At 51.4% G+C, this 16,882-nt stretch carries 13 protein-coding genes; 8 read left to right on the plus strand and 5 right to left on the minus strand.

What is annotated here, in order from left to right; translation table 11 throughout:
- The first annotated feature begins 18 nt into the window (after positions 1 to 18).
- From pspB to tyrR, 5 genes are all read left to right on the plus strand, one after another.
- The gene (pspB, locus tag C9I99_RS14085; protein WP_107349521.1) at positions 19 to 249 is read left to right on the plus strand and encodes an envelope stress response membrane protein PspB; all 231 of its coding nucleotides are present in this window, start codon (positions 19 to 21) and stop codon (positions 247 to 249) included.
- A complete protein-coding gene (pspC, locus tag C9I99_RS14090; protein WP_107349522.1) occupies positions 246 to 632 on the plus strand; it encodes an envelope stress response membrane protein PspC in 387 nt (128 codons plus the stop codon). Before pspB ends, pspC begins: the two co-directional genes overlap by 4 nt.
- Before the next feature lie 226 nt (positions 633 to 858).
- Positions 859 to 2,256, plus strand: a complete 1,398-nt coding sequence (locus C9I99_RS14095) for a YcjX family GTP-binding protein (protein WP_107349523.1) — start codon at positions 859 to 861, stop codon at positions 2,254 to 2,256.
- Positions 2,253 to 3,287, plus strand: coding sequence for a YcjF family protein (locus tag C9I99_RS14100; RefSeq protein WP_107349524.1), 1,035 nt, complete (start codon positions 2,253 to 2,255; stop codon positions 3,285 to 3,287). Before C9I99_RS14095 ends, C9I99_RS14100 begins: the two co-directional genes overlap by 4 nt.
- 223 nt (positions 3,288 to 3,510) lie before the next feature.
- A complete protein-coding gene (gene tyrR, locus C9I99_RS14105; RefSeq protein WP_107349525.1) occupies positions 3,511 to 5,046 on the plus strand; it encodes a transcriptional regulator TyrR in 1,536 nt (511 codons plus the stop codon).
- Between the two features lie 180 nt (positions 5,047 to 5,226).
- Here tyrR and C9I99_RS14110 read toward each other — a convergent pair whose 3' ends face one another.
- Positions 5,227 to 5,706, minus strand: coding sequence for a methylated-DNA--[protein]-cysteine S-methyltransferase (locus C9I99_RS14110; protein WP_107349526.1), 480 nt, complete (start codon positions 5,704 to 5,706; stop codon positions 5,227 to 5,229).
- Between the two features lie 168 nt (positions 5,707 to 5,874).
- Here C9I99_RS14110 and rimJ point away from each other — a divergent pair, with 168 nt between their 5' ends.
- Positions 5,875 to 6,456 carry a ribosomal protein S5-alanine N-acetyltransferase gene (rimJ, locus tag C9I99_RS14115; protein ID WP_107349527.1) on the plus strand — a complete coding sequence of 194 codons (582 nt, stop codon included), beginning with the start codon at positions 5,875 to 5,877 and terminating at the stop codon, positions 6,454 to 6,456.
- Positions 6,457 to 6,527: 71 nt separating this feature from the next.
- Here rimJ and cydC read toward each other — a convergent pair whose 3' ends face one another.
- The 4 genes from cydC to ald all read right to left on the minus strand — a co-directional run bounded on the left by cydC (position 6,528) and on the right by ald (position 12,375).
- Positions 6,528 to 8,249, minus strand: a complete 1,722-nt coding sequence (gene cydC, locus C9I99_RS14120) for a heme ABC transporter ATP-binding protein/permease CydC (protein WP_107349528.1) — start codon at positions 8,247 to 8,249, stop codon at positions 6,528 to 6,530.
- Positions 8,242 to 10,014 (minus strand): heme ABC transporter permease/ATP-binding protein CydD, encoded by a 1,773-nt coding sequence (cydD, locus tag C9I99_RS14125; protein WP_107349529.1) that lies wholly within the window; start codon positions 10,012 to 10,014, stop codon positions 8,242 to 8,244. The genes cydC and cydD overlap by 8 nt, the downstream gene beginning before the upstream one ends.
- 79 nt (positions 10,015 to 10,093) lie before the next feature.
- Complete coding sequence (gene trxB, locus C9I99_RS14130) at positions 10,094 to 11,056, minus strand: thioredoxin-disulfide reductase (RefSeq protein ID WP_107349530.1); 963 nt, start codon at positions 11,054 to 11,056, stop codon at positions 10,094 to 10,096.
- Positions 11,057 to 11,253: 197 nt separating this feature from the next.
- Positions 11,254 to 12,375, minus strand: coding sequence for an alanine dehydrogenase (gene ald, locus C9I99_RS14135; RefSeq protein WP_107349531.1), 1,122 nt, complete (start codon positions 12,373 to 12,375; stop codon positions 11,254 to 11,256).
- A 156-nt stretch (positions 12,376 to 12,531) separates the two neighbouring features.
- Here ald and lrp point away from each other — a divergent pair, with 156 nt between their 5' ends.
- Together lrp and C9I99_RS14150 are read left to right on the plus strand one after the other, a co-directional pair.
- The gene (gene lrp, locus C9I99_RS14140; protein ID WP_036832575.1) at positions 12,532 to 13,026 is read left to right on the plus strand and encodes a leucine-responsive transcriptional regulator Lrp; all 495 of its coding nucleotides are present in this window, start codon (positions 12,532 to 12,534) and stop codon (positions 13,024 to 13,026) included.
- Positions 13,027 to 13,427: 401 nt separating this feature from the next.
- Positions 13,428 to 16,820: a DNA translocase FtsK 4TM domain-containing protein gene (locus tag C9I99_RS14150; protein ID WP_275937922.1), complete on the plus strand. Its 3,393-nt coding sequence runs from the start codon at positions 13,428 to 13,430 to the stop codon at positions 16,818 to 16,820.
- Positions 16,821 to 16,882 lie beyond the last annotated feature (62 nt).

Here is a 16,882-nt window from a genome sequence, read left to right on the forward strand (position 1 = left end):
AATAAAAGGAGAAAAATAATGTCTATGGGGTTTATTGTTGGGCCGTTAGTCGTATTCATGATCTTCGTTGCCCCACTGTGGTTGGTCCTCCACTACCGTAGCAAGAAGCACGTAAGTGAAGGGTTGTCTGGTGATGATCAGGAAAAACTACAGGAGCTGGTGGCTCGCGCAGAGCAGATGCAAGAGCGGATTGTGACCTTGGAGCGAATTCTTGACGCGGAAGTCCCGCAGTGGAGGCGCAAATCATGAATAAGACCCTCTATCGTGACCCGAAAAACGGCAAGCTAGGTGGCGTTTGTGCCGGTGTTGCTGAATACTTTGGTATGGAAATCTGGTTGGTGAGGATCCTCACTGTGTCAGCGTTTTTACTCGGGGTGGGATTCATCGTTACCCTGGCCTATGTTGCCGCTTGGCTGATCCTCGACAAAATGCCCGAGGAGCGCATCCAACAGCAGACGATTTTCCGCGAGCATCAGGTTAAGCAAAAACCATGGCAAGCAGGAAAACCAGCAGGCCAAATCTTACAGAATGTTGAGAATGAGCTCGACAATATGGAGCATGAGTTGCGCGATATGGAGGCTTATGTCACTTCGTCGGCGTTCAAAGTCGACCGAGAGTTCCGCAACTTGTAGTTATTGATAGAGTTAAAAAGCAGGCAATGGCCTGCTTTTCTTTTTCCAGTCGATCCGACCCCAACAAATCTCGTCTCGACCAACCTAGTCAAAGGTTAACGGGGTTATTCATCAAAGGTTAATCCGCTGGGAATTATAGTCAGAGTGATTGTTTTCTGGGGTTGCATTTACCGCCTGCAGCACCTTGATAGATATCGTGTTGTGAGTGAAATTGTCAGGAAAGTTTATGAATCGATTTAGCAATGAGTTGAACAAATTGGTGAACCGGAGTTTAGACCGCCATGTCCGTTTGGCGGTGACGGGGCTGTCCCGGGCGGGCAAGACCGCTTTCATTACGTCACTGGTTAATCAGCTTATGCACGTGAGCACCAACCCGCGGTTACCTTTATTCACCGCCGTAAGAGATGATCAGTTGCTGGGGGCCAAGCGGGTACCGCAAGTTGATATGCATGTGCCGAAATTTGCCTATGAAGAAGGGATGGGTGCACTGCTGTCGACCCCACCGAGTTGGCCCGAGCCAACGCGCGATGTCAGCCAGACCCGCTTGGCACTACGTTACAAGCCCCAGCGCGGGCCGATGAAGCTGTTGCAAGAAACGGCAACATTGTATTTGGATATTGTTGATTACCCCGGTGAATGGTTGCTGGATTTACCGCTGCTGGAGCTGGATTTTATGGCGTGGTCGCGCCAGCAAACCCAGATCCTCAAAGGTAAGCGTGCCGAGTTGGCATCGGATTGGCTGGCGATGGCCGAGTCCTTCGACCCCTTGGCGCCAGCAGACGAGATGCAGATTGAACAGATCTCGGCGCGTTTTACCGAATATCTGTACAAGTGCAAAGCCGAAGGTGGATTGCACTGGGTACAGCCGGGCCGGTTTGTCCTGCCGGGTGAACTTGCAGGCGCTCCGGTATTGCAGTTTTTCCCGATGGTCTGGCTCGAAAAGATCACCGAGCAGCAGTGGGCGGATGCCGGTGATGAGACCAATCTCGGTATGCTCAAAAGCCGCTACCGTTACTACCAGCAGCACGTGGTGAAAGCGTTCTATAAAGAGCATTTTTCCAAGTTCGACCGCCAGATCATCTTGGTTGACTGCTTGCAGCCGCTCAATGCCGGACCTGAATCATTCAATGATATGCGCCAGGCGCTGGACCAGTTGATGCAGAGCTTCCGCTATGGTCGAAGCTCAATGCTAAAGCGTTTGTTTTCACCCCGAATCGATAAGGTACTGTTTGCGGCAACCAAAGCCGATCATGTTACACCTGAGCAACACCCCAACTTGGTGAGTTTGCTACAGCAGCTTGTCAATGAGGCATGGCAGACCGCATCATTTGAAGGGATCAAAATGGATTGTGTCAGCCTGTCGTCGATTCAGGCTACCGAGCCGGGTTTTGTCGATTATCACGGTCGTCAGGTGCCCGCGCTGAGGGGACATCACATTGACGGTGATGCCAAGACCTTATTTCCTGGTGAAGTGCCGCGTCGCTTGCCAAACGATACTTTCTGGCAGCAATCAGGCTTTGATTTTATTAATTTCCGTCCGCTTGAAATGCAAAGCGACGAGCCATTGCCACATATCCGGATGGATAAGGCGATGGAATACCTGCTGGGGGACAAACTGCGATGAGTGAGCCGTTGAAAAGTAAAATTGTTTTTGATGAACCCGCAAAGCCAGAGACGGATGCCGCAGAGGTTGAGCTGACGTCACAGCTGCAGTTCGCCGAGCAGGAGAAGAGCTTTTTACCTGAAGCCGCAGATCCCGAACAACCGGATGTCGAAGCCGAACTTGACCGGGCCCTTCGAGGCAAGCCCAAGCGCCGATCTGGATGGCTCAAAGGGTTGTTAATTGGCGGTGCCGCCATGGTGGGGTGGCAGACGGTTGATTATGTCGTAACGGCTTTTCAGGGCGGTGATTGGCTTGCCTTGGGGTGGAGCGTTATTGTTGCCGGTTTTGCCGGGGCGGGGATCACGGCACTGGGACGTGAATTACTGAGCTTGCGCCGTCTCAAGCAACGTCAGGGTGAACGAGAGCAGGCACAGGCGTTGCTCGAGGCGGATGGCATTGGCCAAGCCAAGGCGTTTTGTACCCGGCTAGCCAAGCAGGGACTGGTGATGGAAGAGCATGCTGGTTATGACAAATGGCTGCAGTCATTAGCGGCAACCCATAACGACCGTGAAGTGATGCAACTCTATGATCGTATGGTACTGGGGCAGCAAGACAAGCTGGCGCGTAAGCTGGTGGCGAAATATGCCAGTGAAGCTGCGGTGATGGTTGCGGTCAGTCCGTTGGCCCTGGCGGATATGCTGCTGGTGGCTTGGCGGAATTTCCGGTTGATTGACCAAGTTTCTAAAGTCTATGGGGTCGAGCTGGGGTATTGGTCACGGATCAGGCTTGTTAAATTGGTGCTGGCGAATATGGCGATCGCGGGAGCCAGCGAAGTGATTGCCGATAGCGGTATGGACATGTTGTCGATGGATCTGGCCGGCAGAATGTCCACTCGGGTCGCGCAAGGAGTCGGTGTTGGCCTGTTGACGGGTAGGCTTGGGCTCAAGGCGATTAACGTGATGCGTCCACTGCCGTGGCAACCCGAGCAGCAACCCAAGCTGAGTGAAATCCGTAAAGATCTGCTTAGCCAGTTGACCCACAAAGAGCGCTAAGATCAAGGTGGTTACCAAAAAAGAAGGCCCATTTGTGGCCTTCTTTCTATTTTTTCTCTCCTAATCCCTCTGCCAATATCTTATTCAGCAAGCCGATATCAGCTCGGTCATGGATTGATAGTGCGCAACCTCTCAGCTCCTAACGTCAATGACTTGACTCCACTACAGGGAAGGCGCAAACTTCTAGTGTCAACAATTCCTGACACCTTGGAAGATAATAAATATGAGGCTACAAGTCTTTTGTGAAGACCGACTTGGCATGACCCGTGAGTTGCTGGATATCCTTGCGAGCCGGCAGATTGACTTACGGGGCATCGAAATTGACCGGGTTGGGATCATTTACCTAAATTGCCCCGAAATTGAATTCGAGCAGTTTAGCCAGTTGATGTCACAAATCCGCCAGTTGGATGGGGTGACTGATGTCAGAAAGATCCAGTTCATGCCTAGCGAACGTGAACACAAAGAGCTGAAAGCATTACTGGAAGCATTGCCTGATCCGTTTTTCTCAATCAGCCTGCAGGGTAAGATTGATCTTGCTAATGACGCTGCAGAAGTTTTGCTCGGCAAACCTCGTGAGGAGATTGTCGGCGAACATATCCAGACTTTCGTCGGCTTCAATATTCACAACTGGTTGGAAAAAGACAATGCCAGTCGCCGGAGCGAACTGGTGGTGCTTTCTGGCCTCGACTACATGATGGAAATCATGCCCGTCTATGTAACCGACGAAACAGAAGAGCAGGTACTGGCCAGTGCCGTCATCCTGCTCAAATCCCTCTCGGAAGCCAAGATGCCATTGGCGATGCGTCAGCTCAGTGGTGACAACGGTTTTGAGCACTTAGTCGGCCAGTCCTCGCGCTTTAAACAGCTGGTATCACAGTCGAAGAAGCTGGCTATGCTGGATGCACCATTGTTGATCCAGGGCGAAACAGGTACCGGTAAAGAGATGCTGGCACGGGCCTGCCACCAGCGTTCACTGCGTCGCGATAACCCGTTCCTGCTCGTCAACTGTATGTCGATGCCAGACAATGCCGCTGAAACAGAGTTGTTCGGAATGGCGGCGACCGCCACCGAGCCGGGCAAGAAAGGGATCTTTGAGCAAGCCGATGGCGGTATTGCTTTCCTGTACGAAGTTGGTGAGATGTCAGAGCATCTGCAAATCAAATTGCTTCGCTTCCTGCAGGACGGAACGTTCCGTCGTGTTGGCGAAGAGCAGGAGATGAAGGTAGATGTCCGGGTTATTTGTTCGACCCAGAAGAAACTGCCAGAACTTGTCGCGACCGGAAAATTCAGAGAAGACTTGTACTATCGCCTGAATGTCTTGGCATTGACTGTCCCTCCGCTGCGTGAAAGAACGGCGGATATTGTTCCATTGGCCGATTTGTTCCTGAGCCAGTTTGCTCAAGAGCTACAACAGCCGAAACCCGCGATTTCCGCCGAAGTTGCCCAGTACCTTAGCCAATATGCCTGGCCGGGTAATATCCGTCAGCTGCGCAATGTACTGTTCCGTGCCATGACCCAACTCGAAGGGATGGAAATCAACGTCGATGATATTCAGCTGCCAGAAAACGAATCAGCGACAGTGATCAGCGAGGAAATCCTCGATGGCTCGCTTGACGAAATCATGAAGCGCTATGAGTCGGGTATCTTGAATAATTTGTACCGCAGCTATCCGTCGACACGTAAATTAGCGAAAAGACTGGGGGTTTCCCATACTGCGGTAGCCAATAAGCTGCGTGAGTACGGGATTGGAAAGCATTAAGTTCCCAATTAGCGACGGTGACTTACATTAATGCCAACGCCCGATGAATTTCATCGGGCGTTTTGTTTATCCAGCCCTTGGCAAGAGCGGCTATAGGCGATAGGAAGAGCTATAATTTTAAAACTGAATGAGCTTTTCTAAGATTCCTGCATAGCCCATAGCCCATAGCCCATAGCCGGCTTACTTCAACAACGTCAGTTTCCCTTGTTCAAGCTCTCTGAGCTGGCAGATAAAGTCTTGCCCGTAGCGACAGCTTTGCTGAGCCTCGATTTCGGTAGCGACACGGTGGCAAGGGATGATAATCGGGATTGGGTTGACGTTCTTGGCCATACCGATAGCCTGAATAGCGGTGGAATGTTCAATGTGGGTGGCGATTTGTTGGTATGAGCGGTGGCTGTTATAGGGGATCTCGCAGATAGCTTGCCATACCTGTTGCTGGAATTCTGTGCCCGGAGGGGCTAGGGGAAGGGTAAACTGTTTTCTTTTTCCACCGAGGTACTCAGCGAGCTGGGTGATATAAGGCGCCATCAAATCCGGGTTATGATCCCAATGGCTGTCTGGGGCAAATCCGCCACTGGCGATGGTAAGTTGTCGGAGTCCTTGCTCGTCAGCCAATAAATATATTTTGCCCAATTCCGTATCAAGGTGGTCGTAATACATAATCTTCACTGTGTTGGTTAGCGTCAAACGCGGCGCGGCTATCACAATGATAGTTCATACATCCGGGCAAATCTTTGTCATGAAATAAGTTTATAGCGAAGGTGTATTCATCATCCACGGGCTGTGCTAACGTTTCAATATCACGTATAGCATAAGGATAAGCTGCTGTTGTTTCATTCGATTATCAGCCGGGCAACATCAATCGATATTGGTGATGCCACGGTTAGGCTTGTGACTCCTAAAGATGTTGCGGCCATTACTGCTTATTATCAGCGTAACCGGGCTTTCCTACAGCCCTGGGAGCCGCTACGTGAAGAAGCCTTTTTTACCGAAACCGGCTGGCAGCGGCGGCTGGAGCAACTTATGCAATTGCATAAGCACAAAATGGCTTACTACTTTGTTATCCAGCAAAAAGACTGCGATGAGATCTGTGGTGTCGTGAATTACAGCAACCTTGTCCGTCACCCTTTCCATGCTTGCCATGTGGGCTATTCGCTGGATCAGGACTGCCAAGGGCTGGGGCTAATGGGCAGAGCGTTGACTGCCGCTAATGGCTGGATGTTCGAGGATCAATGTTTTCACCGTATCATGGCGGCTTACATGCCCCGCAATATCAAGAGTGCTGCGGTGTTGGAAAAATGCGGTTTTGAAATTGAAGGCGAAGCAAAAGATTACCTCCTGATAAACGGCAAGTGGGAAGATCATATCTTGACGGCCCGTATTAACGAAAATTGGACGATGCCGGTATAAACGCAACCTGTAACCAAAAAAAACGAGAGCCAACGGGCTCTCGTTTTCGTTTTGGATGATTGCATGTGGTATTAGATACGCTGCCAAAGCTCGGCGTATCGACCATTCTCGCTCAGCAATGCAGGGTGCTTGCCTTGTTCGATGATTTCACCTTCATCCATCAAACAGATATGATCCATGTGCTCCAAACCAACCAGTCGGTGGGTAATGAACAACACAGTCTTGTCTTTGGCGTGTTCCAGCAGCAAAGCCATGATCTGTTGCTCAGTACGGCGGTCAAGGCCTTCGGTTGGTTCATCCATCAATAGGATTGGCGCGTCGTGCAGCAGGGCACGGGCAATACCGATACGGCGTCGCTCACCACCCGAGATCTGGCGTCCGCCTTCACCGAGCCAAGTATCTAACCCTTTACCTTCCAGCAAAGCGTCCAGCCCAACTTTAGTTAGCACGTCGCATAATGCGTCGTCAGTCCCTTGCGGCTTGGCGAGCAGCAGGTTTTCGCGCAGCGAACCGTTGAACACATCAACCCGCTGGCTAACAACCGTAATGGCTTGGCGCAGCGGCGCTTCTTGCCATTGGGGCAGCGGTACACCATCGAGGGTGATTTGCCCTTGCTGCGGATCCCAGTTACGGGTGATCAGCTGCAACAGGGTCGATTTACCGCAACCGGTTCGGCCTAGCAGCGCGACTTTCTCGCCTTTGCCGATGGTCAACGAGATATTTTTCAAGACCGGCTCGTCGTTGCCGTAATAGGTATAGCTGATATTTTGGAGATCAAGCGTCCCCTCAACTTTTGCAGCGTGACCGTTTGGATCAAACGGGGTATCTGGTGTCGCTTCAATGATCTCATTGAGTCGACGGGCAGACGTTAGGGTTTGCCCCAAATACTGGAATGCCCCAGCCACAGGCATCATCAGCTCGAAGCTGGCCATTGTGGCAAAGGCCACCATGGCCACAAATGGATCCGGAGCTTGTCCGGCTATTCCATCAGCCGCGATCCACGTGATAAGTACCAAGGTCCAGCCCGTTGCCGCCATCAGGATGGCATTGGCAAGGCCGGTAAGGTTGGCCATTTTCCGCTGTGCATCTAATAAATCTTGCTGCTCATTAAGAGCGGCTTGGTAGTAACGATCTTCGGCATTGAACAGTAACAGCTCGGCATTGCCTTGGATCCAGTCCAGCGTTTTTATCCGGTAGTTGGCTTTGGCCATCGTCAGGGTTTCACCGTTGGATTTACCCAGGCGGTAGAAGATAACCGGTAGGATCAGCATCAGTGAGAGTAAGATGCTACCGAGGGTCAGGCCGATAGTGACATCGAACCAAGCGAGGAAACCCGTGATAGCCAGTAAACCAATAACACCGATCAGCAATGGGCTGACCAAGCGCAGGTAAACGTGGTCCATCGCGTCGACATCGGCAACCAAGCGGTTGAGCAAGTCGGCATCGCGCAGGTTGGTCTGGCGGCCCGGGATCAAGGGGGTCAGCTTGCGGAAAAAGAACAAGCGTAAGTCAGCCAGCAGCTTGAAGGTCGCATTGTGGCTGACCACTCGCTCACCCCAGCGGCCCGCAGTACGGGCAATCGAGAATCCACGTACACCAGCACCCGGTAGCATGTAGTTGAAGGTTTCACGAGCAATAGTCAGGCCCGCGACGGCTGACGCGGCAATAAACCAACCCGAGAGGGTTAACAGGCTCATCGCGGCCAGCAGGGTTCCTAGCCCAAGCAGCATACCAAGTGTTAGGCCAAACCAGTGTTTACGGTAGAGCTTGAGGTAAGGGATTAAATCACGCATCGAGATCCCTCTTGTTGGTGTGGGCTAGCATCTCAGCAAGCAGACCTTGCTGGCGGATGTGTTCGAAAGGACCATTTTGGACCAATTTGCCGTTTTCCATGACCAGTACGCGGTCCATCGCGGCCAGTTGGTCGAGACGGTGGCTTACCATCAGGGTCGTTTGACCGCTGACTGCATGTTTCAGGCTTTCCAATACCAGGTGTTCAGAGTTGGCGTCTAGGCTCGCTGTGGGCTCATCGAGAATCCAGAAAGCGCCACTTTGCAGCATGGCACGGGCCACGGCAATACGCTGTGCTTGGCCGACAGACAATCCCCCCGAGCGATCACCGACCTGGTGTTGGTAACCTTGCTCTAGGCGCTGGATGAACTCGTCAGCATAGGCTTTCTCTGAGACTTGCTTGATATGCTCTTCGGTGGCCAATGGGTTACCCAGAGTGATGTTATCGCGAACAGTTCCGTGCAGCAGGAGCGGATTTTGACCGACCCAGCTGATGGTCTGTCGCCATTGGCTGTGATCGAGTTCATTGAGCTCGGTGCCATTGATTTTCAAGCTACCGCGGTAGGGTAGGAAACCCAGTAGGGCATTAAGTAGGCTGGTTTTACCCGCGCCACTTGGGCCGATGAGCGCGACGTGTTCATGGGCGTTGATGGTAAAGCTCAGAGGGCCTGCCAGGACTTGTCCTTGCGGGCTGAGAACTTCCAGTTGCTCGACAGTGATCGAGATAGTTTCTGGTGACTCCAAGTTGGTTTGACCTTGGCTCATACCATCGACTTCGCTGTCGAGGAACTCAACAATGGACTCGGCCGCCCCGATTGCCTGAGCCTTGGCATGGTAGAAAGTGCCCAGATCACGCAGTGGTTGGTAGAATTCCGGCGCCAGTACCAAGATGAACAGGCCGGTAAACAGGCTGATTGGTACGCCGTAGTGACCGAAATTCAGCTCGCCGATGAATGAGAAGCCAAAGTAAACCGCGACAATTGCTACCGAGATAGCTGAGAAGAACTCCAGTACGGCCGATGACAGGAAGGCCATTCTTAGGACTTCCATGGTGCGCTTGCGCAGCACATGGGAAGCGGCATGCAGGTTTTCAGCTTCAGCTTCGGCACGGTTGAACAAGCGTAGGGTCGATAGGCCTTGCAAGCGGTCATAGAAATGACCGGACAGGCGTTGTAGCGCTTTGAAGTTACGGCGGTTGGCATCGGCAGCACCTAAGCCGACCAAGGCCATAAACATGGGTACCAGTGGCGCGGTGATCAGAAAGATCAGGCCGGCTGCCCAGTTGAGCGGGAAGACAGCAAACAAGATCACCATAGGGACCAATACCGCAATCGACATCTGCGGAATATAGCGGGAGAAGAAGTCCTGCATCTCTTCCACCTGCTCAAGTACCAGACTAGCCCAGACGCCGGCAGGTTTGCCCTTAATGTAGGCGGGACCTAATTGCTGCAAGCGTTGCAGGATCAGCTGACGGATATGCAGCCGGACCTGTTCGCCGCAGCGGTAGCCGAAAATTTCCCGCCCCCAGCTACAGCCAGCCCTGAGCCCGACAATGACAAAGAGCCCTGCAAAGTTTGAAACCAGTTGGTATTTATCCGTATGTTCAATGATAAGTTGGTGCAAAATATGGGCAAGCAATGCTGCTTGACCAACGAGTAGCAACCCCGATAAGAACCCCAGGCCGACACTGAGCATGAGCCAGCGTTTCGCCAGTTTACTCTGTGATTTCAACCATTTGGTTAAATCGCGTTGTAATTGTTTATCCATATAAAATTCTTGCGCTGCTCAGGAGAGCAGGCTTAAAGGTGAAGGCTAAAAAGGCCACCTTGAGCGGTGGCCGTGAATATTATTTTTGTTCTTCTAACGCGTCGAGGTAACGTTCTGCATCCAGTGCCGCCATACAGCCGGTTCCAGCTGATGTGATGGCCTGACGGTAAGTGTGGTCCATAACATCACCAGCGGCAAAAATGCCTTCTACGCTGGTTTGGGTCGCGTTACCTTCAGTTCCTGACTGGACTTTGATGTAACCGTTGTTCATTGTGAGCTGGCCTTCAAAAATGCCGGTATTTGGCTGGTGGCCAATCGCAATGAAGGCACCCATAACGTCGAGGGTTTCCGTCGCTTCTGATCGGGTGTCTTTGATACGGACGGCTGTTACGCCCATCTCGTCGCCCAGCACTTCATCCAGTACGCGATCTGTGTGGAGGATGATGTTGCCGTTCTCGACCTTGTCCATCAATCGCTTGATCAGGATCTTCTCCGATCGGAAAGAATCACGGCGGTGAATAAGGTGTACTTCCGAAGCGATGTTAGACAGATACAGAGCTTCTTCGACAGCGGTATTACCGCCACCGACAACGGCAACCTTTTGGTTACGGTAGAAGAAACCGTCACACGTTGCACAAGCTGAAACACCACGGCCCTTGAAGGTTTCCTCTGACTCCAGGCCGAGGTATTTGGCTGATGCACCTGTTGAGATGATTAATGCATCACAGGTGTACTCGCCGCTGTCACCTTTTAGGCGGAAAGGGCGCTGACTAAAATCAGTTTCGTTAATGTGATCAAAAATGATCTCTGTTTCGAACCGCTCAGCGTGTTCTTTCATGCGATCCATCAGCGCTGGACCTGTAAGGCCTTCAGCGTCACCTGGCCAGTTTTCGACTTCTGTGGTGGTGGTAAGCTGACCACCTTGCTGCATTCCCGTGATCATTACCGGGTTGAGATTGGCACGAGCGGCATACACTGCAGCCGTATAGCCTGCAGGACCAGAACCGAGGATGAGCAGTTTACAATGTCTTACGTTACTCATTACTTCTCCAGGCTGAATGAGATTTTTGATCTTGTGAGGGGATTGTAGGTAAATTGAAGCGCTATGGAAAGAGGGGATTGTCGCACGGTCAATTCTCGGTAAAGTCACGCTGCCGAGCTAATCACCCGGCAGCCGGGGGGAACTTATTTAGATTGTTTTGATATAAGCTATATTAATTAGCTATATGTTTTCCAAGGTTAATGCATGCTTATGGCGACAGTTGGATCGGTATAATGCAAGTTAAAACTGTCGGCGACTTCTTTACACGTTATTTTACCGTATATCACATTCATTCCTGCAAGGAATCCGGGATCATCCAATAACGCTTTTTTGTAACCGAGGTTCGCGAGCTTTATTACATAGGGCAGGGTGGCGTTATTCAGGGAAAAAGCAGACGTTCTTGCGACTGCACCCGGCATATTGGCCACGCAATAATGCACGACACCGTCGACGATATAGGTGGGGTCAGCATGGGTGGTCGGGTGGGAGGTTTCAAAGCACCCTCCTTGGTCAATAGCGACATCAACCAACGCTGAACCTGTCTTCATATGCTTGACGTGATCGGCTGTGATCAGCTTGGGGGCTGCGGCCCCGGGGATCAGCACGGCACCAATGATAACGTCGGCTTCCGGCACCAGCCGGTCGATGATCTCGGTGGTTGAGTAGATGACTTTCACGGCTCCTTTGAATTCACGATCTAGTGCCCTTAGGGTGTCGAGATTGCGGTCTAGCAGGGTGACATTGGCTCGCATTCCCACCGCTATACGTGCGGCATTGGAGCCGACGACCCCACCACCTAAAATCAGCACATTGGCTGGTTCGACACCGGGAACGCCACTGAGTAGCAACCCGCGGCCACCGTTAGAATTCTCTAGTGTTTGGGCTCCTGCTTGGATAGACATTCTGCCCGCCACCTCAGACATGGGGGCAAGGAGCGGTAATTTGCCTGAGGAATCGGTGACGGTTTCGTAAGCAATACAGATGGCTTTGCTGTCAATCAGGTCTTTTGTTTGCGGAAAATCTGGTGCAAGATGGAGATACGTGAATAAAATCTGCCCTTTATTCAGCATGGCTCTTTCTTCTGCTTGAGGCTCTTTTACTTTGACAATCATCTCTGATCTGGTAAAAACTTCTTTAGCGTTAGAAATAATTGTAGCGCCAGCGCTTACATAGTCTTCGTCTGACAGCCCGATTCCGACACCGGCTTGGGTTTCGACCAAGACTTGATGGCCGAGTGATGTGAGCTCACGGACACTGCTGGTGACTAGACCAACACGGTATTCGTGATTTTTGATTTCTTTGGGAACTCCAATAATCATGCTGCTCCTCCCTTGGCATCCAGAATGATTGGCTATTGACAAGGATGTAAATGCAGATCTAATGGCAGTATAGTTTGACTAACAGAGTATTTGATTCTAAAAAATAGAAAGATGTAGTATATTTTTTTGCAAGGAAGTAAGAAGGTGGAATAAAAAATGGTAGATACCAAGAAAAAACCATCCAAGGAATTGGATCGTATTGACCGTAACATTTTGAATGAACTTCAAAAAGATGGTCGCATTTCAAATGTTGAGTTATCCAAGCGTGTAGGCTTGTCTCCAACACCATGTCTTGAGCGTGTACGTCGTCTAGAACGTCAGGGCTACATCAGTGGCTATACCGCGCTTCTTAACCCGCAGTATCTTGATGCCTCCCTATTGGTTTTCGTTGAAATTACGTTAAACCGTGGTGCACCTGATGTGTTCGAACAATTCAACAAGTCAGTGCAAGAGCTAGAAGATATTCAAGAATGTCACTTGGTCTCAGGTGATTTCGACTACTTGTTGAAGACCCGCGTATCTGATATGTCTGCGTACCGTAAGTTGCTGGGTGAAACCCTGCTACGCCTTCCTGGGGTTAACGACACCCGTACCTACGTGGTGATGGAAGAAGTGAAGCAGACCAACAACCTTGTGATCAAAACACGTTAAGCTTCACAGTTGAAAGAGCTATATCCAAGCACTTTGGGTATATCAATCAAGCGGCGTTCAGCCGCTTGATTTGTTTCTGGGCTAATACAACCCTAGATAAAGTGCAATGGTTAGTTATTGCTAACTCAAGGTGCTTGTATTTTCAGCACTTTCTGTAAAAACTTCGCTATCCCTTCCTATATTCACCTATTCAAAATGGCAAAATTGGACGCTATTTAGTATAAGATATGCGTTAGGCCAAAAGGCGCTATTTTTACTGGCACCTGACACGCTACCAGCTATTGGCATAATAATAACACCGGGTTGGAACATCCTTGTTCTAGCCGTTAAAAAGATTCAACGTATCTGCCCAAGGCAGAATGGGTTGGGCATCAAGCAATTTGTTACATCGGAGTGTTTTTTTGAGGAAAGTAAAGGGCAAGAAGCAGCCTAAAATGCGTCTTTCCGGGGGACAGCGCTTACTGGAAAGCTTTCTTATCATCGGCATCCTGTCGGCGATTTTCATCATGGTTGCGCTGTTAAGTTTTGATCCTGCCGATCCCTCTTGGTCCCAAACGGCTTGGGAAGGGCCGGTGCAAAACAAAGCTGGGGCTTTTGGCGCTCTGGTTGCCGACACCTTGCTGTTTGCATTTGGTTCGCTTGCCTACCCACTTCCTGCGGTGATCATTCTCGCGGCTTGGGTATTGTTCCGCAGGCGCCAGCAGCCTCTTAAGCTGGATTACATGATTTATGGTACTCGCTTGCTTGGCCTATTGTGTATCTTTGTTGCCAGTTGCGGGCTTGCTGATCTTAACTTCGATGATATCTGGTATTTCTCCTCCGGCGGCGTGATTGGCGATGTCGTGTCGAATATGGCGCTGCCAATGTTCAATTTGTTGGGTGCCACACTGGTCCTGATGTTTGCCTGGGCGGTGGGCTTTACCCTGTTTACCGGCATTTCTTGGTTGACTATTGTCGATACCATTGGTGAGACGGTACTTGGCGCTATGGCATGGCTGCTTAACAAGGTACGTTCTGATAAATCAGAGACACTGACTCCTTTTGCTGCCGATATCCCGGATGAACACCAGACTGAGTTCGGCCGCCAACTTGCGATGAAACAAACGGAGTCAGAACCTGATGCTGACGATGTTTTGCTGGCTTCAAGTAGCAGTACAACGCCGCCCCAGGTTGAGGATCGGCATCGCTTTGCCCGTCAGGAGCCCAGCTTTGACCCGTTGGCACAGCGTGACCCTTTACTGGACGGCACTCAGCATGTCGCCACCCAGCAAGCCGATCCGCTGTTGAATACTAGCGAACCGAAAATTGTGATGCCTGAGCGTCACCGTCAGGCCCAAGCCCAGTCTCACGCCCAGGCTAACAGTGCGATTGCCACAGCAGCGACGGCAAGCGTGGTCGCAACCGGTGCTGAGGCGAACACAGGAACTGCAGTCGAAGAGGTGATGGCCGAAGCGCCAGTCGTTCAAGAGCCAACAGCAGAAGCGGTGAATGTAGCGACACCCGTTCAAGCCCAGCCGTTATATAGCGAGCCAGCTGCTCAGGCTGAACCGTTACAGTCCGCCGCTTTGAATGAAGATGAGGTTGTTGAGGTTAATTCGACCCAGCAAGCCAAAGGGATGTCGATCGCCGAACTTGAAAGACAGCTGGCTATCGATGAGAACTTCACCGTATATGTCGATGAAGGCAAGTTAACGCCGCAAGACAACGCTGTTGCGTCAAGCTCGGTTTCTTCCGTTGGGATCAATGCAGAGCAGACAGCGCCTGAACGAGAGCCTGCGCCAGCTCCTGCTTTTGAGCCAGTGACAAATTCGGCGGTTGAAGCTGCGGCAGTAACGTCGCTGGTAGAGCCTGCCCTTTCTGTGGGTATGCCGTTTAATGATGATGAGTTCATTCCGGCAGCGGCAGAAGAGAATTCATCATCGGTTCACCTTGAGCCTGTTACAACAGAGCCTCATGTTGTTCAAGCTGGCGTATATGAGCCAGCTCAACAAGAGGAGACTGCGGTGGTTGAACATAGCCAAGAAGTACTGGCTAATAGCGCTGTGCCAAACGATATCGAGTTAGTGCATGATATCGAAATTGGTGTTCAGGATGGTATGTCAGAGCTAGAGCGGGCGGAGCGTGAAATTGCCCCTGTCGATAGCGATGATCAAACCGGAAACAGCACTGGGGAAGGTTTGAATGATGAAGAAGCGTTCCTCAAGAAGATCCGTGATGCCCAGAAAGCCCAAGCGCAAGCGGCAGGCTTGGACAACCCGTTCTTGATGAAACGCGAAGCGGATTTGCCCAAACCGACGTCGCCGATGCCGACCATTGATCTGTTGGCTCCGCCGAAACAAAACGTACAGTCGACAACCGAGGAAGAGCTCAAGCAGACCGCAATGCTGGTTGAATCGAAATTGGCTGATTATAAGATCAAAGCCAAGGTGGTTGGGGTATACCCTGGCCCTGTGATCACCCGCTATGAACTTGATCTCGCACCGGGTGTGAAAGTCAGCCGTATTTCCGGTTTGGCCAAAGACTTGGCGCGCGCCTTGTCAGCATCTGCGGTACGTGTGGTTGAAGTGATCCCGGGTAAGCCGTATATCGGCCTCGAATTGCCGAATGTGAACCGAGAAACGGTGTATATGTCAGAGGTTGTCGCCAGTGATAACTTCCAACACAAGAAAGGCGCGTTGCCGATTGTACTGGGGTACGACATTGCTGGTGAAGCCGTGGTAGCCGATCTGTGTAAGATGCCACACTTGCTGGTTGCCGGTACCACAGGTTCGGGTAAGTCGGTTGGGGTGAACGTGATGATTGTCAGCTTGCTGTATAAGTGCAAGCCGGAAGATTGTCGCTTTATTATGATTGACCCGAAAATGCTGGAACTGTCGATTTACGAAGGGATTCCGCACCTGTTGACCGAAGTGGTTACAGACATGAAAGATGCCGGCAATGCCTTGCGCTGGTGTGTTGGTGAGATGGAACGCCGTTACAAGTTGATGGCGGCCTGTGGTGTGCGTAACCTGGCTGGCTTCAATGCCAAGCTGGAAGAAGCCGCTGCCGCTGGGCATCCCATCCATGATCCGCTTTGGAAGCCGGGCGATAGCATGGACGAGTATCCGCCGCTGTTGGATAAAATGCCGAGCATTGTTGTCATCGTCGATGAATTTGCCGACCTGATGATGGTGGTCGGTAAGAAGGTCGAAGAATTGATTGCCCGACTGGCTCAGAAAGCGCGTGCGGCAGGGATCCACTTGGTACTGGCGACGCAGCGTCCGTCGGTCGACGTGATAACCGGTCTTATCAAGGCCAATATCCCGAGCCGTATGGCCTTTACCGTATCGACCAAGACGGACTCGCGGACAATTCTCGACCAAGGTGGCGCAGAGTCGTTGCTGGGTATGGGTGATATGCTGTACTTGCCAGCAGGGAGTAACCATCCCGTCCGTGTTCACGGTGCGTTTGCTTCGGATGAAGACGTTCATAACGTGGTGAATGACTGGAAAGCCCGCGGTAAGCCACAGTATATCGAGGGGATCTTGGAAGCTGATCAAGGAAGTGAGGGCCTATTACCGGGAGAGACTCCGGTAGCTGGAGAAGATGATCTTGACCAGTTATTTGATGAAGTGGCTGCATTTGTTTCCGAATCGCGCCGCGGTTCAGTTTCCGGTGTCCAGCGCCGGTTTAAGATTGGCTACAATCGTGCAGCCCGAATTGTTGAGCAACTTGAGGCCCATGGCATCGTCAGTGCACCAGGCCATAACGGTAACCGTGAGGTCTTGGCTCCGCCGCCTCCACCCCGTGACTAGCTGTTGATAAAACACAAGACATCCCGTCATTACCATGCCTGCTACGATCAAATAGCAGGCAT

It is taken from the genome of Photobacterium lutimaris (assembly GCF_003025555.1).
Lineage (GTDB): Bacteria > Pseudomonadota > Gammaproteobacteria > Enterobacterales > Vibrionaceae > Photobacterium > Photobacterium lutimaris.